Source organism: Rhizobium sp. P1_E1, assembly GCF_056406015.1.
The window spans coordinates 82,333-105,419 of sequence record NZ_JBFUAY010000008.1; the positions used below are offsets into that span (position 1 = coordinate 82,333).

24 protein-coding genes are annotated in these 23,087 nt (G+C 61.7%); 14 read left to right on the forward strand and 10 right to left on the reverse strand.

Annotated elements, in window-relative coordinates:
- The first annotated feature begins 300 nt into the window (after positions 1-300).
- From cobS to AC1D1Z_RS05685, 4 genes are all read left to right on the forward strand, one after another.
- The gene (gene cobS / locus AC1D1Z_RS05670) at positions 301-1,293 is read left to right on the forward strand and encodes a cobaltochelatase subunit CobS (RefSeq protein WP_018243803.1); all 993 of its coding nucleotides are present in this window, start codon (positions 301-303) and stop codon (positions 1,291-1,293) included.
- 12 nt (positions 1,294-1,305) lie between these two features.
- Positions 1,306-3,207, forward strand: coding sequence for a cobaltochelatase subunit CobT (gene cobT / locus AC1D1Z_RS05675; protein ID WP_018243802.1), 1,902 nt, complete (start codon positions 1,306-1,308; stop codon positions 3,205-3,207).
- A gap of 24 nt (positions 3,208-3,231) precedes the next feature.
- Positions 3,232-4,269 (forward strand): esterase-like activity of phytase family protein, encoded by a 1,038-nt coding sequence (locus AC1D1Z_RS05680; protein ID WP_131647598.1) that lies wholly within the window; start codon positions 3,232-3,234, stop codon positions 4,267-4,269.
- Between the two features lie 143 nt (positions 4,270-4,412).
- Positions 4,413-4,979, forward strand: a complete 567-nt coding sequence (locus AC1D1Z_RS05685; RefSeq protein WP_028734278.1) for an ATP-binding protein — start codon at positions 4,413-4,415, stop codon at positions 4,977-4,979.
- 6 nt (positions 4,980-4,985) lie between these two features.
- Here AC1D1Z_RS05685 and AC1D1Z_RS05690 read toward each other — a convergent pair whose 3' ends face one another.
- Together AC1D1Z_RS05690 and rpmB are read right to left on the reverse strand one after the other, a co-directional pair.
- Positions 4,986-5,621, reverse strand: a complete 636-nt coding sequence (locus tag AC1D1Z_RS05690) for a VUT family protein (RefSeq protein ID WP_047620355.1) — start codon at positions 5,619-5,621, stop codon at positions 4,986-4,988.
- Positions 5,622-5,733: 112 nt separating this feature from the next.
- Positions 5,734-6,030, reverse strand: a complete 297-nt coding sequence (rpmB, locus tag AC1D1Z_RS05695; RefSeq protein ID WP_018243798.1) for a 50S ribosomal protein L28 — start codon at positions 6,028-6,030, stop codon at positions 5,734-5,736.
- Between the two features lie 243 nt (positions 6,031-6,273).
- Here rpmB and AC1D1Z_RS05700 point away from each other — a divergent pair, with 243 nt between their 5' ends.
- Together AC1D1Z_RS05700 and yddG are read left to right on the forward strand one after the other, a co-directional pair.
- Positions 6,274-7,056, forward strand: coding sequence for a DUF3108 domain-containing protein (locus AC1D1Z_RS05700; RefSeq protein WP_131647599.1), 783 nt, complete (start codon positions 6,274-6,276; stop codon positions 7,054-7,056).
- Between the two features lie 30 nt (positions 7,057-7,086).
- The gene (gene yddG / locus AC1D1Z_RS05705) at positions 7,087-7,977 is read left to right on the forward strand and encodes an aromatic amino acid exporter YddG (RefSeq protein WP_113543683.1); all 891 of its coding nucleotides are present in this window, start codon (positions 7,087-7,089) and stop codon (positions 7,975-7,977) included.
- A gap of 3 nt (positions 7,978-7,980) precedes the next feature.
- Here yddG and AC1D1Z_RS05710 read toward each other — a convergent pair whose 3' ends face one another.
- Complete coding sequence (locus AC1D1Z_RS05710) at positions 7,981-8,403, reverse strand: cupin domain-containing protein (RefSeq protein ID WP_131647600.1); 423 nt, start codon at positions 8,401-8,403, stop codon at positions 7,981-7,983.
- On the reverse strand, positions 8,403-9,173 hold the full coding sequence (gene gloB, locus AC1D1Z_RS05715) for a hydroxyacylglutathione hydrolase (RefSeq protein WP_477849778.1): 771 nt from the start codon (positions 9,171-9,173) through the stop codon (positions 8,403-8,405). The genes AC1D1Z_RS05710 and gloB overlap by 1 nt, the downstream gene beginning before the upstream one ends.
- A 53-nt stretch (positions 9,174-9,226) precedes the next feature.
- Here gloB and AC1D1Z_RS05720 point away from each other — a divergent pair, with 53 nt between their 5' ends.
- From AC1D1Z_RS05720 to AC1D1Z_RS05735, 4 genes are all read left to right on the forward strand, one after another.
- Positions 9,227-10,018 carry a class I SAM-dependent methyltransferase gene (locus AC1D1Z_RS05720; protein WP_131647602.1) on the forward strand — a complete coding sequence of 264 codons (792 nt, stop codon included), beginning with the start codon at positions 9,227-9,229 and terminating at the stop codon, positions 10,016-10,018.
- A gap of 225 nt (positions 10,019-10,243) precedes the next feature.
- Complete coding sequence (gene hisC / locus AC1D1Z_RS05725) at positions 10,244-11,341, forward strand: histidinol-phosphate transaminase (RefSeq protein WP_018243793.1); 1,098 nt, start codon at positions 10,244-10,246, stop codon at positions 11,339-11,341.
- Positions 11,338-12,261, forward strand: a complete 924-nt coding sequence (locus AC1D1Z_RS05730) for a prephenate/arogenate dehydrogenase family protein (protein ID WP_018243792.1) — start codon at positions 11,338-11,340, stop codon at positions 12,259-12,261. Before hisC ends, AC1D1Z_RS05730 begins: the two co-directional genes overlap by 4 nt.
- Positions 12,262-12,269: 8 nt before the next feature.
- Positions 12,270-12,689 (forward strand): GNAT family N-acetyltransferase, encoded by a 420-nt coding sequence (locus AC1D1Z_RS05735; RefSeq protein ID WP_112905392.1) that lies wholly within the window; start codon positions 12,270-12,272, stop codon positions 12,687-12,689.
- Positions 12,690-12,794: 105 nt separating this feature from the next.
- On the opposite strand, the gene AC1D1Z_RS05740 is transcribed toward AC1D1Z_RS05735, so the two are convergent.
- On the reverse strand, positions 12,795-13,811 hold the full coding sequence (locus tag AC1D1Z_RS05740; RefSeq protein WP_131647603.1) for a DUF2125 domain-containing protein: 1,017 nt from the start codon (positions 13,809-13,811) through the stop codon (positions 12,795-12,797).
- A 51-nt stretch (positions 13,812-13,862) separates the two neighbouring features.
- On the opposite strand from AC1D1Z_RS05740, the gene AC1D1Z_RS05745 reads away from it, so the two are divergent.
- Positions 13,863-14,405, forward strand: coding sequence for a gamma-glutamylcyclotransferase (locus AC1D1Z_RS05745; protein WP_131647604.1), 543 nt, complete (start codon positions 13,863-13,865; stop codon positions 14,403-14,405).
- Between the two features lie 87 nt (positions 14,406-14,492).
- Here AC1D1Z_RS05745 and AC1D1Z_RS05750 read toward each other — a convergent pair whose 3' ends face one another.
- The 4 genes from AC1D1Z_RS05750 to ftsE form a co-directional block, all read right to left on the reverse strand.
- Positions 14,493-15,290, reverse strand: coding sequence for a lysophospholipid acyltransferase family protein (locus AC1D1Z_RS05750; RefSeq protein ID WP_131647605.1), 798 nt, complete (start codon positions 15,288-15,290; stop codon positions 14,493-14,495).
- Between the two features lie 182 nt (positions 15,291-15,472).
- Entirely contained in the window at positions 15,473-16,183 is a 711-nt protein-coding gene (locus AC1D1Z_RS05755) for a YdcF family protein (protein ID WP_018243787.1), read from the reverse strand.
- A 73-nt stretch (positions 16,184-16,256) separates the two neighbouring features.
- Positions 16,257-17,270: a cell division protein FtsX gene (locus AC1D1Z_RS05760; protein ID WP_018243786.1), complete on the reverse strand. Its 1,014-nt coding sequence runs from the start codon at positions 17,268-17,270 to the stop codon at positions 16,257-16,259.
- A complete protein-coding gene (ftsE, locus tag AC1D1Z_RS05765) occupies positions 17,263-17,922 on the reverse strand; it encodes a cell division ATP-binding protein FtsE (RefSeq protein ID WP_003543317.1) in 660 nt (219 codons plus the stop codon). The genes AC1D1Z_RS05760 and ftsE overlap by 8 nt, the downstream gene beginning before the upstream one ends.
- Positions 17,923-18,127: 205 nt before the next feature.
- Between ftsE and AC1D1Z_RS05770 the strand changes: the two genes are divergently transcribed.
- The 3 genes from AC1D1Z_RS05770 (at position 18,128) to AC1D1Z_RS05780 (ending at position 19,934) form a co-directional block, all read left to right on the forward strand.
- Positions 18,128-18,781 (forward strand): membrane protein, encoded by a 654-nt coding sequence (locus tag AC1D1Z_RS05770; RefSeq protein WP_026188539.1) that lies wholly within the window; start codon positions 18,128-18,130, stop codon positions 18,779-18,781.
- A gap of 134 nt (positions 18,782-18,915) precedes the next feature.
- Positions 18,916-19,458: a hypoxanthine phosphoribosyltransferase gene (gene hpt, locus AC1D1Z_RS05775; RefSeq protein WP_003567049.1), complete on the forward strand. Its 543-nt coding sequence runs from the start codon at positions 18,916-18,918 to the stop codon at positions 19,456-19,458.
- Positions 19,459-19,574: 116 nt separating this feature from the next.
- Complete coding sequence (locus tag AC1D1Z_RS05780; RefSeq protein WP_477849786.1) at positions 19,575-19,934, forward strand: response regulator; 360 nt, start codon at positions 19,575-19,577, stop codon at positions 19,932-19,934.
- A 240-nt stretch (positions 19,935-20,174) separates the two neighbouring features.
- Here the strand turns inward: AC1D1Z_RS05780 and AC1D1Z_RS05785 are convergent, their stop codons facing one another.
- Positions 20,175-22,829 (reverse strand): TIGR02302 family protein, encoded by a 2,655-nt coding sequence (locus AC1D1Z_RS05785; protein WP_477849788.1) that lies wholly within the window; start codon positions 22,827-22,829, stop codon positions 20,175-20,177.
- Positions 22,830-23,087: the final 258 nt, after the last annotated feature.

The following is a 23,087-nucleotide window of genomic DNA, read 5'->3' on the forward strand; positions in this document are numbered from 1 at the left end:
TGCTCTTGGGCTTCAATCGGGTATGGTCCAAATCGGCTGAGGCCGCAGGCAAACGCGGCTCATATTTGTGCGTTTTCCCGACATCGCCTCCGCCGACCTTCCGGACGCGGCGTTTCTTGTCCGGGACTCTTTCAAGAATGCTCGCACGCGGTCATTATCCCGCCGAGGTTTCGTTTCAGTCCCGGAGAAGCATCGCCGACGTTCCGACCTGGACGGGCGCGGAATAAAAAACGCGGCGTCACGGTTGCGACATGGCCTGAGATAGTATGGCCGGGTGGCATCACCCGCCTTGGAGACATGATGAGCAAGATCGACCTTGATATATCCGAACTGCCCGATACCACCGTTTCGGTCCGCGAGACCTTCGGCATCGATTCCGATATCCGCGTTCCCGCCTACAGCAAGGGCGACGCCTATGTGCCGGACCTCGATACCGACTACCTGTTCGACCGCGACACGACGCTCGCCATTCTCGCCGGCTTCGCCCATAACCGCCGCGTGATGATCTCCGGCTATCACGGCACGGGCAAGTCCTCGCATATCGAGCAGGTGGCGGCGCGGCTCAACTGGCCTTGCGTGCGCATCAACCTCGACAGCCATGTCAGCCGTATCGATCTCGTCGGCAAGGATGCAATCGTCGTCAAGGACGGGCTGCAGATCACTGAGTTCAAGGATGGCATCCTGCCCTGGGCCTACCAGCACAATGTGGCGCTCGTTTTCGACGAATATGATGCCGGCCGCCCCGATGTGATGTTCGTCATCCAGCGCGTGCTCGAATCCTCCGGCCGCCTGACGCTGCTCGACCAGAGCCGCGTCATTCGGCCGCACCCGGCCTTCCGTCTGTTTGCGACTGCGAACACGATCGGCCTCGGCGACACGACCGGCCTCTATCACGGCACGCAGCAGATCAACCAGGCGCAGATGGACCGCTGGTCGATCGTCACCACGCTGAACTACCTGCCGCATGATCACGAAGTGAATATCGTCGCCGCCAAGGTGAAGAGCTTCGGCAGTGACAAGAACGGCCGCGAGACGGTTTCGAAGATGGTGCGCGTCGCCGACTTGACGCGCGCGGCCTTCATGAACGGTGATCTGTCCACAGTCATGAGCCCGCGCACGGTCATCACCTGGGCCGAAAACGCCGAGATCTTCGGCGATCTTGCCTTCGCCTTCCGCGTCACCTTCCTCAACAAGTGCGACGAGCTGGAACGCCCGTTGGTCGCCGAGCACTATCAGCGCGCTTTCGGCGTCGAGCTGAAGGAAAGTGCCGCCAACATCGTTCTCGGGGCTTGAGACCGACCGATCATGGCAGCTCGCGGTGACAATTCGAAAGCAAAACCCGGCGCGCCTGTCGACGTCGAGCCATTGCGCCGGGCGATAACCGGCTGCGTGCGCTCGATCGCCGGCGACGGCGATGTCGAGGTGACCTTCGCCAATGAACGGCCGGGGATGACCGGCGAGCGCATTCGGTTGCCGGAACTTTCCAAGCGGCCGACGGCGCATGAGCTGGCGGTCACTCGTGGTCTCGGCGATTCGATGGCGCTGCGCCTTGCCTGCCATGACGAGAAGGTGCATGCGACGATGGCGCCGCAGGGCTCGGACGCCCGGGCGATCTTCGATGTGGTTGAGCAGGCGCGCGTCGAATCGATCGGCGCGCTGCGCATGGAGGGCATGGCGTCGAACCTGCGCTCCATGACGGAAGAGAAATACTCCAAGGCGAATTTCACCGGCATCGAGCGCCAGGAAGACGCACCGGTCGGCGAAGCCGTTGCGATGATGGTGCGCGAGAAGCTGACCGGCCAGCGCCCGCCGGGCTCCGCCGGCAAGGTGCTGGACCTCTGGCGCGACTTTATCGAGGACAAGGCAGGGCCTGAACTCGACAACCTGTCGAGCGCGATCAACGACCAGCAAGCCTTTGCCAAGGTCATCCGCAATATGCTGTCGGCCATGGAAATGGCCGAGGAATACGGCGACGACGACAGCGATGCCGACAATGACGATCAGTCGGAGCAGGAAGACCAGTCGAGCGGCGACGAGCAGGACCAGGACGAGGTCGACGAGGATGCCGGCACGGATGCCGCCCCTGTCGAGGACAGCGAGGTCGCCGACGAGCAGATGGAGGACGGCGAGACCGAAGGCGCCGAAATCTCCGACGACGACATGATGGAAGAAGGCGAGGACGATTCGGAAACGCCGGGCGAGACCCGCCGTCCAAACACGCCTTTCGCCGATTTCAACGAAAAGGTCGACTATCACGTCTTTACCGAAGAGTTCGACGAGATCATCACCGCCGAGGAACTCTGCGACGCCGCCGAGCTGGAGCGCCTGCGCGCCTTTCTCGACAAGCAGCTGGCGCATCTCCAGGGCGCGGTCGGCCGTCTCGCCAACCGGCTGCAGCGCCGCCTGATGGCGCAGCAGAACCGCTCCTGGGATTTCGACCTGGAAGAGGGTTATCTCGATCCGGCCCGGCTGCAGCGCATCATCATCGATCCGATGCAGGCGCTTTCCTTCAAGATGGAGCGCGACACCCAGTTCCGCGATACCGTCGTCACCCTGCTCATCGACAATTCCGGCTCGATGCGTGGCCGGCCGATCACGGTTGCCGCCACCTGCGCCGACATTCTCGCCCGTACGTTGGAGCGCTGCGGCGTCAAGGTCGAGATCCTGGGCTTTACGACCAAAGCCTGGAAGGGCGGGCAGGCGCGTGAAAACTGGCTTGCCGGCGGCAAGCCGCAGACGCCGGGCCGCCTCAACGACCTGCGCCACATCATCTACAAGTCGGCCGACGCGCCGTGGCGGCGCGCGCGCGCCAATCTCGGGCTGATGATGCGCGAGGGCCTACTCAAGGAAAATATCGACGGCGAGGCGCTGATCTGGGCGCATAATCGCCTGCTCGCGCGCCGTGAGCAGCGCCGCATCCTGATGATGATCTCGGACGGGGCGCCGGTCGACGATTCGACGCTGTCGGTCAATCCGGGCAATTATCTGGAGCGGCACCTGCGCGCCGTCATCGAACAGATCGAGACGCGCTCGCCTGTCGAGTTGCTGGCGATCGGCATCGGTCACGACGTGACGCGCTATTATCGCCGCGCCGTGACGATCGTCGATGCGGATGAGCTTGCCGGTGCGATGACCGAGCAGCTTGCTTCGCTGTTCGAAGACCAATCCGTCCAGCCGCGCGGCGGCCGGCTACGCCGTGCCGGCTGACGCCGCTCAAAGGAAATGCCTGGCATGACGCTCAAGCGCCTCTGCCATACGGCGTCGATTGTTCTTTGTATCGCGTCAGGCGCTTTCCCGTCGTGGGCCGGCGACGACGTGCCGGTCATTAGCCGACAAATCTCCGATTTCAGGATCGGCTCTTCGGAGACGAAATTCGGATCGCTGGAATTTGTCGGCGGTCTGGAGATGGTCTCCAGCAGAGCGTTGTTCGGCTCGCTCTCCTCCATCCGTTTCCGGCAGGACCAAAAACATTTCGTCGTCGTGCTCGATACCGGCCAGTGGCTGACCGGCAGCATCGAACGTGACGTCAAGGGCAGGCTTTCCGGTCTTTCGGATGTCGAGATCACGCCGATGAAGAACAGCGCCGGGCGCAGCTTCGAGGGCAAGGGGCATATGGATGCCGAGGGCCTGGCGCTCGACGGCGACCGGATCCTGGTTTCCTTCGAGCAGGATCATCGCGTCGATGTCTATCCCGATCCCGGCTTTGCCGATTCGGGCGCGATCGCCACTTTGCCGATCCTCATCCCGCGGAAGATGCTGAGCGACAATCGCGGCATCGAGACCATCACCGTGGCGCCGGCATCGAGCCCACTTAGGGGCGGCGTGGTCATCGTCTCCGAACGTGGTCTCGACAAAGACGGCAACCGGTTGGCGGCCATTCTCAGCGGGCCGCTGAAAGGGCGTATCGCGGTTAAGCGGGACGGCAGCTTCGACATCACTGACGGCGCCTTCCTGCCGAACGGCGACCTGCTGCTGCTGGAGCGTCGCTTCAACATGGCCGAAGGCATCGGCATGCGTCTTCGGCGCATCCGGGGCGCCGCTATCAGGCCTGGCGCCGTCGTTGAGGGCGAATTGCTGCTGGAAGGCAATTTCAACTCGCAGATCGACAATATGGAAGGGCTCGATGCTTTCCAGGCTGCGGACGGCACGACTCATATCATTCTGGTCTCGGACGACAATCATTCGATCCTGCAGCGCAATCTGATGCTGGAATTCCGGCTTTCGGAAGAGGCCGCGTGGGCAGCGCCGAGTTCCCAGAAGCGGAATTGATCCAAGCCATCGGCCCGAAAATCGGAATCGATTTTCGGAAAGCACGATGCCTAGATTCACGTCAGACCGATGTCCTATGCCTCGGCTATCCCGCCGCAATCGGCCGGCTGCCGTATCGGGAAGCAGTCTTTGGAGGGAGATTCATGGTGCATATCCACGTCCTGGGCGCGTCCGGTTCCGGCACGACATCGCTTGGCCGCGCGCTTGCCGAAAGGCTCGATATCGCCCATCTCGACACCGACGATTTCTTCTGGATGCCGACCGATCCGCCGTTCACGACGCCGAGGAATGCCGACGAGCGCATCCGGCTGCTGCTCGAGGAAGCGGCGCGGCACGACGGCTGGGTCCTCTCCGGATCGGCGCTGAAATGGGGAAGGCCGATTGAGCCGCTCTACGATCTGATCGTGTTCCTCAGGATAGACCCCGAGCTTAGAATGGCGCGCATTCTTGCGCGGGAGCTTGCCCGCTACGGCAGCAGAATCGGGCCCGGCGGCGACATGGCCGCAAAAAGCGGGGAATTCCTGGAATGGGCGGCCAGCTATGACACGGCCGGTACCGAGCGCCGCAGCCTTGCGGCACATGAACAATGGCTGGAAACACAGACAGCGCCGGTGCTGCGGCTCGATTCATCGCTTGGTATCGACGATCTGGCGGCGGAGGTGCTGCTGCATCCTGCCATCGCCGCCGGTGCAGTCCGGCGGCGTCCGTAATCCAAATTAGCTGGCGCGAGCGGCCTGCATCGGCCGCAGCACGTTCATCAGCGCACCATAGGGCAGCAGCATGACGAGGCCGACGATCATCTTTACGGCGAAATCGCCGATCGCCCAGGAAATCCAGCGTGGTGCCTCCGTGGCGAAGACGCCGAGGATAGGGGCTGCTTCCAGCGCGAAGGGATCGTTCGGGCCGAGGAGGACGAAAAACGCGGCGAAGGACAACGAGAAGAACATCACCGTATCGAGCGCCGAGCCGATCAGCGAGCCGACCAGCGGGGCGCGCCACCAGGCCTGGCGGCGGAGGCGGTTGAAGACGGCGATATCGAGCAGCTGGCCGGCGAGATAGGCCGAGCCGGAAGCGATGGCAATGCGCGGCACCGAGGTGAAGAAGGAGAGCGTTACGCCGACGACGAAGCCGGCAAACACGACCTTGCGGGCTGCCTGCGGGCCGAACTGGCGGTTGGTCAGATCGGTGATCAGGAAGGCGATCGGATAGGAGAAGGCGCCCCAGGTCAGGATGTCGGCAAGGTTGATGCCTGCGACTTCGGCGTTCAGCGGAAACTGGACGAGGAAGTTGGAGGCGACGACGACGAGCGTCATCAGCGCGACATAGGCGATGGTATAGCGGGTCTTCAGCATTTTTTTATCCTGGGTGATGCCACCAGTTGGAGGAGCAAACCGGCAAAGCAAAAGGCTTGTCCGGTATTATCCGTTCAAGCCTTTTGAAGCCGTATGAAAGAAGGGCAGAAGCTTACGCAGCAGCGGCTTCGGCGGTCTTCTTGGCGATCTGACGGCGCAGCAGGCGCGCGCGCATCGACAATTCGTTCTCGCTAGCCTTCAGCAGGAAGGCATCGAGGCCGCCACGATGCTCGACGGAGCGAAGAGCGGCAGCCGAAACGCGAAGACGATAACGCTGGTTGAGAGCGTCGGAAATCAGCGTTACCTGGCACAGGTTCGGCAGGAACCGGCGCTTGGTCTTGTTGTTGGCATGGCTGACATTGTTACCAGTCAGGACGGCCTTGCCGGTCAATTCGCACACGCGGGACATGGAACACCTATTCTTGTTTTTCTCGGGCCATCGAATTGCCATTCCCGGCAAAGCCAGGCGCGCAATCCAACGGGCATGATTGGAAAGTTGCGGTTCTATAGTCAGACAGGCCGCGCGCGTCAAGCCAAACCTTGGCCTTTCCCGCAATTCTGTCAAAAAGCTGCTGTTTTCTTCCCTTCACGGCAGGAGTATAGAGCGCTCAGCAAGGGCCTGCCAGCGCGCAGCAAGACAAGGCTTTTTTCCATGGCTCATTCGGGCAGACGGATTTTCATTTCGGCCACCGCCGCACTTCTTGCCATACCGGCATCGGCGGCCGAAATCCAGCATCGGACGGAATACCGGGTAGCGCTCGCCGGCCTGCCGATCGCGCGCGCGGCGTTCCTGACGCAGATCGAGGACGATCACAGCTACACGATCGCCGGCGACATCAATTCCTCCGGTCTTGCCGATCTCATCACGACGATTTCGGCGAAGACCAGCGTCACCGGGGTCGTGCGCAATGACAGGCTGCAGGCGCTGAAGTACTCACTCTACTACAAGAGCGGCAAGAGGAAGGCCCGCGTCTACGAGGTCAGCTACCGCAACGGCAACATCATCTCGGCGACGACGACACCGATGCCGAAGCGTCCGAAGAACTGGATCGACGTCACGCCGCGCGACATGCGCTCGGTGCTCGATCCGATCTCCGGCCTGGTCTTCACCGGCGATACCAAGGTCTGCTCGCAGACGCTGCCGATCTTCGACGGCGAGACACGCATGGATCTGGTGCTGTCGCCAAAGGGCGACGAGGATTTTTCCACCAATGGCTTCAAGGGCAAGGCTGTTGTCTGCGGCGTGCGCTTCGTGCCGCGCTCGGGCTACAAGAAGGGCCGCAAGGACATCGACTATCTGAGCAAGAGCGACCGCATGGAAATCTGGTTTGCCAAGTCGGACGCGGCAAATGTATACGCTCCTGTCTATGTGCGCATTCCAACCGAATATGGAATGGTGACGATCACTGCCGTCAAATACGGCAGCAACAGCTGACGGGGCTTCTGTCTCCGTGAAGGGGGACAGGTGAAGCTTCGCGCGACGTTGATCGGTTTTACGGCCATCCTGATGTGGTCGTTCCTGGCGCTGTTGACGGCTGCCTCCGGCAAGATGCCGCCGTTTCAACTTTCAACCATCTGCTTTGCGATCGGCAGCATTCCCGGCCTCGTCGTGCTTATCCTCAACCCCGCGCGGCTGGCGCTGCTGAAGCAGCCGGCCAAGGTCTGGGTGACAGGTATTTCAGGGCTTTTCGGGTATCATTTCCTCTACTTCACTGCGCTCCGGAACGCTCCGGCGGTGGAGGCGGGGCTGGTCGCCTATCTCTGGCCGCTGTTGATCGTCGTCGGTTCGGCGCTGCTGCCGGGCGAACGGCTGCGCTGGTATCATGTGGCGGGTGCGCTTGCCGGGCTTTGCGGCACCTTCCTGATCGTCGGCCGCAACGGCATCGATTTCGACGGCGCCTATGCCGTCGGTTACGGGGCGGCCTTTCTCAGCGCTTTCACGTGGTCCGGCTATTCGCTGCTGACGCGCCGTTTCGACGCCGTCTCCACGGATGTCGTCACCGGCTTCTGCCTTGCGACCTCCATCCTGTCGCTCTTCTGCCATCTCGGCCTGGAGACGACCGTCTGGCCGGAAACCGGCTTCGAATGGGTCGCCGTCATCGGGCTCGGCCTCTTTCCGGTCGGGTCGGCCTTCTACGTCTGGGATTATGGCGTCAAGAACGGCGACATCCAGATCCTCGGCGCGGCAAGTTACGCAGCACCGCTGCTTTCGACGCTTATTCTGGTGCTGTTCGGATTTGCCGAGCCGAGCTGGCGCATTGCCTTGGCTTGCCTGCTGGTGACCGGCGGGGCGGTGTTGGCTGCCCAGGAGATGTTTCGCCGTAAAATTCCGGCGCAGTCCGCGGCCGCAGAATAGGCTTCAGCTGCCGGGCTTCCAATCGGGCGGCGCCATCTCGAAGCTTGTAAATTCGAAGCCGGGCGAGACGGTGCAGCCGACCAGGGTGAAATCGCCGAGAGTTTCGGCCGATTGCCACCAATTGGCGGGAATGATCGCCTGCGGCCGCTCGCCGGCAGGAAGATTCGTTCCGAGCGTCAGGGTCTCGCTTGCCGTTCCGTCTTCCGAGCGGTGCAGCGAGAGCGGCGCGCCGGCGTAATAATGCCAGACCTCGGCCGCATCGTGGACGCGATGCCAGTGCGAACGCTGTCCCCTGGTCAGCAGATAATAGATCGCCGTCGAGTGGCCGCGTTCTCCGCCCGCCGGATCGCGGAATGTCTGCACGTACCAGCCACCTTCGGGATGCGGCTGCATGCCGAGTTCGCGGATGATGTCCTCGGGCGACATCAGAAATTGTCCTTGCGCTTGYGGATCTCGGCAAAGACTTCCTCGTTCGTCTTGCCTTCCATCAGCAGATTGCGGCGGATCGCCGGGTCGGCGGCGCGCAAGAACGGGTTGGTTTCCTTTTCCAGCCCCAATGTCGTCGGGATGGTGAATTTGCCGTCGGCGCGCAAGGCTTCGATCTCGGCGGCGCGGCTCTTGAGGCGCTCATTGTCGGGATCGACGGTCAGCGCGAAACGGGCATTGGACAATGTGTATTCATGGCCGAAATAGACGGTGGTCTCATCGGGCAGAACGGCGAGCTTCTGCAGGGAATGCCACATGTCGGCAGCCGGGCGTTCGAACAGCCGGCCGCAGCCCAGCGCAAACAGCGTGTCGGCGGCAAACAGCAGCTTATCGTCGACAAAGTGATAGCAGATGTGGCCGGCGGTGTGGCCGGGCGTCTCGATGACGTTGACCGTGTGATCGCCGAAATGAAAGCTGTCGCCATCGGCCATCGTCCGATCGAGGCCGGGAATGGCGATAGCCTCGTTGATCGGGCCGATGATCTCGCAGCCGAATTGCTCCTTCAACGCCAGGTTGGCGGTGACATGATCGGTGTGATGATGAGTGGTGAAGATATGGGTGATTTTCCAGCCGCGACGTGTCGCCGCTTCCAGGATCGGCGCCTCCTCCGGCGCATCGATCGCCGCGGTAAAACCTGTCTCCGGATCGTGCACGAGAACGCCGAAATTGTCGGTGCGGCAGAGAAAAACGTCTAATTCCAAAGGTTTCATCGTCCAATAATCCCTTATCCCAGGAGTCTCGCGGAAATGTAGAGGTTCCGGCCTTGAAGTCCAACCGCCCCCTGATAACATTTGTCGCAATGCACGCCGATATCGTCGACCTACGCCAATTCTATCACTCCGAGCTTGGACGTCTTGCCGAGCAGTCGATCGCCATGGCGCTGTCATCGCTCTGGGTGCGGCTGCCGCAGGAGCGTCTGGTCGGGCTCGGTTATGCGGTGCCCTTCCTCGACCGTTTCCAGGCCGATACCGAGCGTACCTTCGCTTTCATGCCGGCCGGGCAGGGCGCGGTGAACTGGCCGATGGGCTCGCTCTCGACGACGGCGCTGATTTTCGACGAGGAACTGCCGTTGCCGGATTCTTCAATCGACCGGGTGTTGATGGTGCATTCGCTGGAATTCGCCGAAAGCCCGCGCGAGACGCTGAAGGAGCTCTGGCGGGTGCTGGCGCCGGGCGGACGGCTGGTCATCGTCGTGCCGAACCGGCGCGGCGTCTGGGCGCGCATGGAGCATACGCCCTTCGGTTCGGGCCGGCCCTATTCCCGCGGTCAGTTAACAAATCTGCTGCGCGAGACGAACTTCACACCGGGCGCAACGGCTGAAGCGCTGTTCTTCCCGCCCTCGAAGCTCAGGACCATCCTGCGGCTTCGCCGCGCCTTCGAGCGGATCGGCCGAACATTGTGGCCGGCCTTCTCGGGCGTCATCATCGTCGAAGCGCAGAAGCGGCTCTATCAGGGGCTGCCGGTTGCGGCGCGGGCCTCCCGCCGCGTCTTCGTGCCGGTTCTCGCACCGCATGGCGTGCCGACCACACGCACTACAGCGCCGCGCGTCTATTGAGACGCGCAAAGGACGCTGTAGCACTTTGAATTGCTGCATAATTTTATCCTTAAATCGATTCCGATTTTAAGGAATTAAGCAGTAGATGACGTCGCTATCGGCGGTCTCCAACTGCTTGTGTCACGCCCATACCTCTCGACAACAATCGCATTCCGCTTTAATGCCACTTGGTGTTTTTCAGCCCGGATTTCCGGCAATTCCAAGGTCGAACCCATGAGCGTTGAGATGAGCAAGCCCGTTCCGCGTCCCGGTATTCTCGATATCGCAGCCTATGTGCCGGGCAAGGAACATGCGCCGGGTGTTGCCCGCGTCTACAAGCTTTCGTCCAACGAAACGCCGCTCGGCGCCAGCCCCAAGGCAATCGAGGCCTTCAAGACGGTTGCCGACAATCTGGGGCGTTATCCTGACGGGCAGGCGATCGAACTGCGCGAGGCGATCGCCGCCGTGCACGGTCTCAATCCGGCAAACATCCTCTGCGGCAACGGTTCCGACGAGCTGCTCGGCCTGCTCTGCCATGTCTACCTCGGTGCTGGCGACGAGGGCATTATCACCGAGCACGGTTTCCTCGTCTACAAGATCCAGATCCTGGGCGCGGGCGCCACGCCTGTCGTCGTCAAGGAGAAGGACTATACCGTCGATGTCGATGCGATCCTTGCCGCGGTGACCGAGAAGACGAAAATCGTCTTCATCGCCAATCCCGGCAATCCCACAGGCACCTATGTTTCCGTCAGCGAGATCCGCCGCCTGCAGGCCGGACTGCCGAAACACGTCGTCCTCGTGCTCGATGCCGCCTATGCCGAATATGTGCGCCGCAACGATTATGAAGCCGGCATCGAGGTCGTATCCTCCAATGCCAACGTGGTGATGACCCGCACCTTCTCGAAGGCCTATGGTCTCGCGGCGCTGCGCGTCGGCTGGATGTATGCGCCCGTTGAGATCGTCGATGCGTTGAACCGTGTGCGTGCGCCGTTCAACTTGAACGCGCCGGCAATTGCCGCCGCTGCCGCTGCCATCCGCGACCAGGCCTTCATCCAGCAGGCCGTCTCCTTCAACCAGATGTGGGTGGAGACGCTGACCCAGGCGCTCGAAGCGATCGGGCTGAAGGTGACGCCGTCTGTCGCCAATTTCGTCCTCATCCATTTCCCCGAGATCGACGGCAAGCGGGCCGCGGATGCCGACGATTTGCTGACCAGCCGCGGCTACATCCTGCGCGCCGTGCGCGGCTATGGTTTCGCCAATGCGCTGCGCATGAGCATCGGTCCTGAGGAGGCCAACCGCGGCGTGATTGCCGCGCTCACCGAATTCATGGGACATCAGGCATGAGCGTGCAGTTCGATCGGATTGCGCTGATCGGCATCGGCCTGATCGGCTCTTCGCTTGCCTACGACATCAGACGGCTTGGTCTTGCAAGGGAGATCGTTGTCGCCACACGCAGCCCCGATACGCTGAAGCGCGCGGAAGAACTCGGCCTCGGCGACCGCTACACGACGTCTTCGCAGGATGCCGTCAAGGATGCTGATCTGGTGATCGTCTCGGTGCCGGTCGGCGCCTCGGAAAGTGTGGCGAAGGAGATCTCGGGAAGCCTGAAGCCCGGGGCTGTTGTCACCGATGTCGGCTCCACCAAGGCTTCTGTCATTGCGCAGATGCTGCCGCATATGCCTGATAATGTGCATTTCATCCCCGGCCATCCGCTGGCCGGCACCGAAAAATCCGGCCCGGATGCCGGCTTTCCAGGGCTCTTCGAAGGCCGCTGGTGCATCTTCACGCCGGTCGCCGGCACAGACGAGACGGCGCTTAAGCGGCTGCGCAGCTTCTGGGAAGCGCTGGGCTCTAAGGTCGACGAGATGGATGCGGAGCATCACGACAAGGTGCTCGCCATCGTCTCGCACCTGCCGCATATCATCGCCTACAATATCGTCGGCACAGCCGACGATCTGGAGACGGTGACGGAGTCTGAGGTCATCAAATATTCCGCCTCTGGCTTTCGTGATTTCACTCGCCTCGCTGCCTCCGACCCGACCATGTGGCGCGACGTCTGCCTGCACAACCGCGATGCGATCCTCGAAATGCTGGCGCGCTTCTCGGAGGATCTCGCCTATCTGCAGCGCGCCATCCGCTGGGGCGAGGGCGACAAGATCTTCGAACTCTTCACCCGCACACGCGCCATCCGCCGTTCGATCGTCCAGGCCGGCCAGGATGTCGACGCGCCTGATTTCGGTCGTCATGCGCTGGACAAGAAGTAGCCGCCGCGATGGTGGAGGTGGCACGTGCCGGCCGGGCGGATATTGACTGGCTGGTTCGCGAGGACGCCAGCTCCGGTGAGGCATGGGTATCGCGCTGCGTCGCGCTCGGCGAATATCTCCTTGCCTGGCAGGCCGGCGAGATCGTCGGCTTCCTGCGCTTTTCCCGCTTCTGGGGCAGGGTTCCCTATATGGAAATGATCCGCGTCCTGCCCGAGCATCGCCGGTCGGGCGTTGGAACGGCGCTGTTTCTCGCCTGGGAAGAAGCCATGCGCGGCGACGGCGCCCGCCTGCTGATGACGTCGAGTGAATGCGACGAAAGCCGACCTCAGGACTGGCATCGCCGCAACGGATTTTGCGAAACTGGCGCCATCGAGCTGCCCGGCCTGCAATCGGTGCCGGAAGTCTTCTTCATCAAGCGAATAGCCTGAAACGCATCGCGTCGAACCGGAATCATGCGATGCGCTTCAGGCTTTTTCCTATTTCCTATGCATCCCGATATCCCAAAACCGCTGGACACTTTTGGGCGAGATGCATCAGATCGGCGGAATCCGGCCGAGCGGGATAAAACCACTGACGGTGGCATTGCCACGATCGACGACGAGATCGACAGAGACCTTGTCGCCGCCGCCGGCGAGCGCCTTCAAGAGCTTCGTTGCCGTGTTGACGGTCGAGGTGATATCCGGAAAGGCCTGTTTCAGGCTGTCGCCCCAGGGGCCGAGCTGTTCGATCTCCAGTTTGAATTTTCCCGAGAGGAAGCCCTGTTCGTCGAAGGAGAAGGGGCCGGTGAGCGTCATCACCTTGCCGTCACCGATGTCGGCGACGATGCGGCGCAGTTCACCGGTGGCGCCATTGAGGCCGCTTCGGTCGCTGCCGTCGATCAGGCCGGCCTTGCCGGCGACGGTCAGATCGATGCTGGCAGACATTTTCGGAAAGATCTGCGGCCAGTCCTTGATCGCCGTGTTGGCATCCTGCACGGAGATCGCGCCATCGAGATCGGCGCCGTTCTGGCGCAGATGGATTTCGGTGCGGGCGGCATCGAAGCTGATGGTCTGGCCGGTGTAGGAGGAGACGGCCATCGCCTTCAGACCCTCGATGACGGTCGAGCTTCGGTCGACGCCCTGCAGCCTGGTTGCAAGACTCGCCTGCAGGTTCGTCCATTGGGCCGAGATCGAAAGCCCGTTGCCGGTGCGGATTTCTGCCGGCGAATCGAGCTCCCAGACGATATTGCCGGGCGCATAGACCTGTGCTGCCGAGCGCAGCGCGCCGAAGGTGGCGGAGACGCCGTTGACATTGTCGTCGACGTCGATCTTGGAGCAGAACAGGCCGATGCGGAAGGGATAGCCGCGGAATTCGATATCGGAGCATTCGCCGCTGACGCCTGCCTGATCGCGCGGCGCGATCGCCTTCAGCACCGTGGTCTTCAATGCTGACGCCGCATAGAACCAGCCGCCGGTATAAAGCGCGATCACCAGGAGGACGCCTCCACCCAGCAACCAGAATTTCTTACCGCTGCCGGATTGGCTGCTGCCGGATTGGCTTGACGCTGCCATGATGTTCTCCAATGGTGAATCGCAAATGTGATTCCCGGTCTGGCGTGCGATATGGACGAATTTTGGGTGTTTGGCTACGGTTCGCTGATGTGGAATCCGGGCTTCGAGTTCATGGAGCGGGCAGAGGCCCTGGTCTACGGCTACAGGCGTTCGCTCTGTGTCCGCTCCTTTGTCCATCGCGGCACCCGCGACAATCCGGGCCTGGTTCTCGGCCTCGACAGGGGGGGCGCCTGCCGCGGCATGGCTTTCCGCATTTCTGCGGAAAAATGGGATGAGGTGATCGATTATCTTCGCGCCCGCGAGCTGGTCACCAATGTCTACCTGGAACGCCGGGTGCGGCTGCAGCTTGCCGGCCGGCGCCGAGTGGAAGCGGTCGCCTACATCATCGATCGTGATCATGAGCAATATGCCGGCGCGCTGGATGCGGTTGCGGCGGCACGGGTGGTGAACGAAGCAGAAGGCCAGTCAGGTCCGAATGATGCCTATGTCTTCAATACGCTGACGCATCTGAAAGAGATGGGCATTCGCGACCATTGGCTGGAGCAGGTCGTCAACGAAGTGGAGCGGCTGCGCGCCGTCTGCATAACTCCTTAAATCGGTATCGATTTGAGGAGTTATGCAGCCATTCAAAATGCTGCAGGATCCTTTGCGGCTCTCGAAGAGACGCGTGGCGCTGCAATCTCAGGCCGTCGCAGCGTTCAATTTCCGCAGCTCCGCCAGCCTTTCTATCGCCGTCGGCGGGAGCGGCAGATGCGGATTTCGCTCGACGGTTTCGAGCAGAAGCTCGTCGCTTGCCCGCTCCGATACCTCGATCAAATGGGCGAAGAAGGCGTCCGGATCCATTCCCGGCATGATCGGCGGCAGGATTCTCACTTTGAAATGACCGGGATAACGACGAATGCTCCGCCTCGGCCAGAAGAGACCGGGATGCATGGCGACCGGCACGACGGGGAGGTTAAGGTCGCGGTACATGCGGGCGATGCCGTATTTATAGACCGGCTCCGCGCCCGGCGCGCGGCGGGTCCCCTCGGGATAGATGATGAGCTGGCGGCCGGTCGAAAGCTCCTGCTTCGTGCGTTTCAGCACTTCCACCATCACCTTGCCGCGAGCGCCGCGATCGACCGGGATCATGCGCTGCTTCTTCGCATACCAGCCGAAGAGGGGAATCCACATCAGTTCGCGCTTCAGGATATAGACCGGATCCTTCAACCAGGGCAGCAGCGCGTAGGTATCCCAGAAAGACTGGTGCTTCGGCGCCAGGATGTAACTGCCATCCGGCAGGTTCTCCAGGCCCTCGATCTCGAAGGTGGTGCCGACGATCACTCGCATCAGCCAGTGGTTGGAGCGCGCCCAGTTCTTCGGGATCGCATACGCGATCTTGCGCGGCACCACGAAATAGTAGGGTGAGAGCACGATCATCCGGATGATCAGGTTGGCATAGAAGATCGTGTTGAAGAGAACGGAACGCAGGGCGATCATGAAACTTTCCCGAGGCATGCTCACGCGACCGGCCTACACGATATTGCCGGTCATAAAAAGCATTTGATGACGCCTTGATGTAAAAGCCTCGCGCATAATCCCTTCCAAATATCGGAATCGATTTTCCGAAAGGATTATGCGCAACTTTTAAATCGATGGAGCGTCCTATCGGACGCGCGGCTCTATTGCTGACCGGACGCATTTGCCGAGCGCAGCCCGGTGTGACGGCCGAAGCCGGTGATGTTGCGGGCGCCCGCCAGCAGCACTTTCGCATATTCGGCAAGCATGACGCGCATCGCATTCGGGTCGGTGAACCAGTTGCTGCTCTTCAAATCCGAATTGACCACGGGATAAGCGATGAATTCGATGTCGGGATCGACATAGGAGAGTTCGGCGAGGCTTCGTGGCATGTGATAGTTGTTGGTGACGATCAGAACGCTCCGGTACCCCTTGGCGTGGATCCAGTTCGAAGCTTCCTCGGCGTTGCCGATCGTGTCGATCGCATCGTAGCCGATATCGACACAGCAGGAGAAGAGATCGGCTGAACCTTGCGTCATCTTGCGGATCTGTGCCGGCGTCGTCGTCGGGTGGACGCCGGAAATGAGCAAGCGTTTGCCGGCACCCTTCTGCAACAGCTCCACGGCCTGGTCGATGCGCTGGTAGCCACCCGTCAGTACCACAATCGCATCCGCCTTCGGCTCGGCCGGCGGCCGGAGCGTCGTCACCGAATCAGCAAAACGCAGAAAACCGCCGAACACCAGGGCGATTGCCAGCAGGCAGGCAAAGCCACCCCAGCGCAGCAGGCGGCGGATCGGCCCGCGCCGCGGCGGCAGACCCACCGGGCGATCAAGCTCCGGGCCCTGATGAATCGGGTTGGGTGTCGTATGTCCCATGGTCATGAATCGTGATTATACGCTGATTGCGGCGCAGAACAGACGCTTTCATGGCAAAGCGGCCCGGTCACGATCAACTTCCGATGCCGTCGGTGCGTGTCGGGTCCGAGCGGAGTGTATCGATTTCGTAGATCGTCCGCATGACGGTCAGCCGCGCGGTGAAGGTTGTGAGGAGCGCGATGACAATCATCGTCGCGAAGATGCCGGCATAACCGAGCACGCCGACGGAGAAGGTGCCGAAAAGCGCGGTCGCCTGGTCCGTTTCCGGGGTGGCGAGGGTGCGGCTCTGCCAGAAACCGGCGGTGGCGAAGAAGAGAGCGGCAAGCGCGCTGCCGATCGCCGAGCCCTTCAGGCTGATCTTCAGAAAATGCTTCTGGAATTCGGTGGCGACGAAGGAGCTTTCGGCGCCGACGAAATGCAGCACTTCAACGACGTGACGATTGCCCGACAACGCGCCGCGCGTAGCGAAGACGACGGTAAGCACCATCGCCGTGAAAACCAGGAGCAGGATGCCGGTGCCGATCATCACAGTCGTGTGCGCCATGGACACCAGCCGGTCGACCCAGGTGCGGTGATCGTCGAGGCTGGCCTGCGGGATACTGTCCTTGAGCAGCGCTCGCATCGAATCGAAATCCGGCGGATTGCTCTCGTCGATGGTAATGATGACGAGACGGGGAACGGGCAGATCCTTGAGATCGAGACCGGGGCCGAGCCAGGGTTCGAGCAGGCGAGCGGTCGCCGCCTCGTCGACGATCTGGCCGCTCTTGGTGCCGACGAAGGTCAGCGCCAGGTCGCGCGCCTGGGTCAGCGCCTTCTCCATGTCGAGATTGTCGTCCGGCTTGATCTGAATGGTGATCTCGCGGGAGATCTGGCTCTCCCAACTTGCCGCCGTCGAGCGCACCATGCTGACGCCGCCGAGCGTCAGGCAGGCGAGAAAGGCCATGATTGATATCACCACCATCAACGCACTGCCCTGGATGTTGGAAGGCGGCAGGATCGGCGCCGTCGGACGCACGCGCAGTTCCGGCCGCTTCTGCTGGATCTTGGCCGACGCCTTCTCGGGGTTTCTGGACGGGGGCTCAGTCATAGATATCGAGATGCCCCTCTGAGAGGATCATGCGGCGGGCTTCCACCTGTTCCATCAGCGCCAGGTCATGGGTGGCGATCACGACCGCCGTGCCGAGGCGGTTCAGCTCGAGGAAAAGATTGAGCAGGCGCTTGGCCATCGGTGGATCGACATTGCCTGTGGGTTCGTCGGCCAGCAGCACTTCCGGCCGGTCCATCAGCGCCCGGGCGATTGCGGCGCGCTGCTTCTCGCCGCCGGAGAGCACGGGCGGCAACACATTGATGCGTTCGCCAAGGCCGACCCATTTCAACAGTTCCAGGACATCGGTCTTGTAGGAGCTCTCATCCTTGCCACGTACCCGTAAGGGCAAAGCGACATTCTCATAGGTTGTGAGATGGTCGAGGAGGCGGAAATCCTGGAAGACGATGCCGACGCGGCGGCGCAGAAGCGGCAGTTCGGGGCGGGGGATTTCGGAAATATCGCGCCCGAACATGCGGATCAGGCCGCGTGTCGGCTGCAGCGACATGAAAAGCATCCGCAGCAGCGACGTTTTGCCGGCGCCCGATGGGCCGGTCAGGAACTGAAAGGATTTCTTCGGAATGTCGAAGGTCAGGTCCCGGAGGATTTCCGGGCCCATGCCATAACGCAAACCGACATTCTCGAAGTGGATCAACGGGCAGCTCAGTCTGTTGTGGGTTTCACCGCACGACTTGTTAACCAACACCGTTAACAGCCGGTAAATTTTGCTGGAAAGACGCCCGTTTGATGGCGATCTTTGCGAAGCATTAACCATTAAAATTTACGACTGAGCAGGATTCGTTTCAATGCCAGATTTCTCCTGGCAACGAAACCATGTGGACATCTGCGAGGCAGCCACCATGGAAGCATCCTCCTTCAGTCGCCGGACGCCGGGCCAGGCCTATGATTTCCTGCCGCCGGAACCCGCCAACCGCCAGTACCGCTCGGCGCGACCTGCCGATATCTCCGACGCCGAATTCGTTACCCTCGGCAATGTGCGGCCCAGGGAATTCAATGCAAGGAGTTATAACGACAACCGCAAGCGCATGGCTGCCGCACAGGCCGCACAGCCGGCGCTGATGCCGGCGATGGCTGCTTCCGTTCTGAGGACAGTGGAATCCTGGCTGCAGCGCGCGTCGATGCGGAGCTTCGCAGCGCTGGTGTTCGCGCTCGTCGTGCTCGTCTTCGGGCTTGCAGGTGGTTTTTCCGGCTTTTCCGGCGAGCGAGCCACTTCCGGAGCGCCGCTGCATTTCACCCATGTCACGGTGACGCCGCGTGATGCGAACGGCATGCGCGTTCTCGTCATCAACGGCATCATCGAAAATGAGAGTGGCACGACGCAGACGGTGCATCCGATCCGTGCCGATCTCGTGACCGACGAGCGGCTGACCGCAAGCATCGTCATCAACCCGCCGGCGGATGTGATCTATAGCGGCCAGAGCCGGGGCTTCTCGGCTCGCGTCCAGCATGCCGGCGGAAAAATGCCGGAGGTCCGGCTTTCCTTCCTGCCATAGATGTAACAGGACATGGAATGGCCGACTTTCCCGCCACAGGTCGCGCCAATCGCGTTAATTTCATAGCCGACGAGGCTGTTTCAGGCTCGCATATGTGCTAACGGCTTACCCTTCTTTTCATGGAGCAAGCCCTTATGCCTGTCGTGCGCGGAAAAAACATCGAGCCGCTCTTCACCGCCGAGCAGATCGCCGAGCGCAATCATTCGATGGCGCGGGAGATCGCCAATGGCCCGACCAAGGACCTGCTCGTCATCGCCGTGCTGAAGGGCTCCTTCATCTTCGCCGCCGACCTGATCCGCGCCCTGCATGATAGCGGGCTTGCCCCGGAGGTCGAGTTCATCACCTTGTCGAGTTACGGCATCGGCACGGTTTCGCAGGGCGTGCGCATCGTCAAGGATATCGACAGCGACGTCCATGGCCGCGACGTTCTGCTGATCGACGATATCCTCGAATCCGGCCGAACGCTGCTCTTTGCCAAGGAACTGCTCTTCGAGCGTGGCGCGCGCAACGTCACGATCGCCGTGCTGCTCGACAAGCGCGTCAAGCGCAAGGAAAAGCTGGAGGCTGACTATGTCGGCTTCGAATGCCCCGACTATTTTGTCGTGGGCTACGGCATGGATGTCGCCTATGCCTTTCGCGAACTGCCCTTCGTCGGCGTGGTTACCGGGGACGCCTGAACTGTTGCCTTCAAGACGGGTTGTTAACCATCTCGTCCATCGCTTCGTCATCTTTACCGATCGAAAAGGAAAGTCTGGTGATTTCCGTCGCGGGGCTGATACGGAGCGATGCACATATGGCAAGAATTCTGATTACGGAAGACGAGGACTCCCTGCGGTCCTTCGTAGCCCGGGCCCYTAGGCTTGACGGCCACGAGACCGATGAGGCGGCCGATGGGGCCGAGGGCTTGGAGAAGCTCAAAGACGGGGTCTACGATCTACTGCTTTCAGATATCCGCATGCCCGTGATGGACGGCATTGAACTCGCCCATCAGGCAAAAGACGCTTTTCCAGGCTTGAAAATCCTGCTGATGACCGGCTATGCCGAACAGCGCGAACGGGCCGACGATCTTGCCGAAAAGATCATCGACGTCGTCGCCAAGCCATTCGCGCTTCCCGATATCCGCAAGGCAGTCGCCCGAGCGCTTGTCGCTTAGAGACAGGATGCTGAAAGCGTGATTTCGGGCGAAATCATGCTCCATTTCTTTGATTGAGATCACGATTCAGATTCTAAAGCGCGTCGCCATCTTTCAGATTCGCGCCTTGCGCTTTAGGTCTTTGTTTTTACGCAAGTCGTTATCGCAAAACCGCTGCACACTTTTGCGCGACATGCTTTAGGCCGATTCGGCCTGGAATGATCTTGTTCTAACGCGCCTGCTGTCCATCGCGTTGCGGTGCTACTGGATGTCCAGCAGCCGCTCGAGATAGCGCCGTTCCATTTCCTGCGGCGGATTGTTGCCGAGCTTTTCCCGGATCGCGTCAAGGATTTCTCGCGCCCGCTGAACGTCGATTTCGTCGGGCACCTTCACGCTGTTGTCGCCGAAATCCGGCCCTTGGGGCCGGCGTGGCCGGCCGAGTGGGTCGCGGCCGTTCTGGTCGCCCTGGCCAACCTGGCCGTTCGGACCTTGACCCTGTTGGCCCTGCTGCGCCTGCATCATTTGGTTCATCATGTCGCGGGCGCCCTGGCGAAGTGCTTCCAGCGCGCGGCCCTGGCCCTCGACGGCCGGTTGGCCGCGGCCCTGGCCGAGTTCACGGCCGGCGCCCTCCATTTCACGCTGCGCCTGGCCAAAGCCCGGGCCAGGCTTCATGCCCATCTCGCCGAGACTCTTCTGCAATTCGCCGAGCTGCTTGCCGAGCGCATCCTGCTGGGCGCGCAGCTGTTTTAGCGCCTCACGCAGCTGCTCGGCCGTCATCTGGTCGGAGGGCTGCTGGCCTTCCTTGCCTTGCTGGCCCTGCTGCTGATCCTGAGGCTCGCCGTTCTCTCCGGGGTTCATCTCGTCGAGCAGCGGATCGTTCTCCCCCATATCAGACTCACCGCGCTGCATGCGGTCCCTGAGCTGCTGGTCGAGCCGGAAGGTCTGTTCCATCAGCTTCTGTTGGTCGCGCAGGATCTCGCCGAGCTTGTCGATCTGCTTGCGGGCCTCGCTATTTTCCTGACTCTGCTGGCCGCGCTGCGGACGGCCCGCCTGCAGGTTGTTCATCATCCGCTGCAATTCCGACAGCATCTGCTGGGCGGCGTCACGATTGCCGGAGCGGGCGAGATTCTCGATCTGGTCCATCATCCGTTCCAGATCCTGCTGACGCAGGATATTCTGCGCGTTCTGGTTCGGCTGCATCGGCGCGTTCTGCATGCGTTGGGCGAGCTCGGTCATATAGTCCTGCATCGCCTTGCGCAGTTCGTCCATCAGCTTCTTGATCTCCGCGTCCGGAGCGTTGCGATCCAACGCGTCGGCAAGGTTCTGCTGGGCCTCACGCAGCTTGCGCTCAGCCAGCGAAAGATCGCCGTCTTCCATGCCGAGGGCGATCTCCCACAGATACTGGGCCGTATCCTTCAGCGCATCTTCGCCCCTTGCGAGCTTCATGCGCGCCAGGGCGGATTCCAAGAGCAGATAGTTGGTGAGCTTGGGGATCGTCTCCTCGGGACGAATGGTCAGTGCCTCGTTCAGTGCGATCGCCTGCGGCATCTTGCGCGTATCGAGCGCGAAAACCTGCCGTTCTTCGGCGACAGCCGCGGCAAGCGGCTCGTTGAAGGGCCGCGACGGCAGCGCCATCTCATACGGCGGGCTGCGGCCGGTCTGGCCGGCGGCATCCTTGGCAACGAGCGTGATGCGCACGCGCTTGCCGGCAAGCGGATGTTCGGTCAGGTTCCGGCTGGTCACACCCTTGGCGTCGCGGGCGTTGCGGCGGGGAATATCCAGCCGGTATTCCGGCAGCGGATAGAGCGGCGTTGCCGTCGGGTCGGTTTCGACGGGAACGATCTCCGCATGCGCCTCCTGGACCCCGTAATCGTCCTTGACCGTGAAGGCGATTTCAAGCGCGCCGTTGACGCTGCGCTTCGGCAGGCCGTCGAAGGCAATCTCCGGCGCCTTGTCGGGGAGCACTTCGAAGCTCCAGCSCCGGCCGTTGACCTCGAGTGCACCGTTTTCCTGGAGCTTCATCATATGCGTCTGCGCGACGAGAGCCTGGCTGGCAGGTGCCGCCGTCGGCTGCTCGCTTCCGGATGCCGCCGTCTGCTGCGGTTTGGTATCCGCCTGTACGGATATATCCTGCGCCTCGCCGTTCGCCTTGCGGAACACGACTTTTTCAGCCGTCTTTCCGCCGCTGACCCGTACGGTAAGGCCCGAAAACTGCGGAATGCCGATCGGCGCCTGCTCGCTGCCGTCAGCCGTCAGATAGATCGGGGCGCGGCCGGTATAGGAAGGCGGCGTCACCCAGGCGTCGATGCGCACCGCCGGATCGCTGACCACCTGCTCGGGTGCTGCCTGCAACGCGTCGCGGATCGAGCCGCCGTTGATCGACAGCGAATAACCGAAGGCCGTGACGAGCAGCAGCGCCGGGACGGCGCGCAGCGCAAAACGGTCATGCGCGGCGATGTCAGGCCGCGGCAGTCCGGCATCGAGTGCTGCGATCTTTTCGGCCATGCGCGTCTGGTGCTCGCGCCAGAGCGCTCGGCCAAAGGGCGTATCAAAGGCCGGCTCGTCTTCCTGGACGGTGACCGGCTGGTGAGGCAGGCCGTTGCGCTCCTCCAGCATGCGGTCGGCTTCCGCGATCCTCGGCCAGCGCAGGGTGCGGAAGGGGAGGAGCGAGACGAGAAAAGCGCCAGCAAAGGCGATGAGCAGCAGGATGCGCAGCCAGTCCGGCACGCTGCGGAAGAGACCGAACCACGAGGCGGAGAGATAAAAGGCGATGACGGATAGTACCGGCATCAGAGGCGGCAGCAGCTGCTCGAAAAAGAGCACGATGCGCGCCAGCAGGCGTTTCGTCGTCACCAGCCGGGCAAGCGAGGGCCGGAACGCAAATGCACCTTTCTTCTGCCTCGAGGGGCTTGTCATCGGTCCGGTCTCCGCGATCTGGCGTTCTGGAACAGAGGGCGCTTCCGGCGATTGCAGGGCAATACGCTCATGAACGAAAGGATAACACTCTTTGTGGCGAAGGCGAGGGCGAGCGGCCAGTAATACTGGCTTTTCACGGTAATTCGCCAAAAAGTGATGCGACTTAAAGCGCGTCGCGATCTTTCGGATTGCTTCGCGCGCTTTAGGTCTTTGTTTTACCCATGTCGTTATCGGAAAACCGCCGCGCACTTTTGCGCG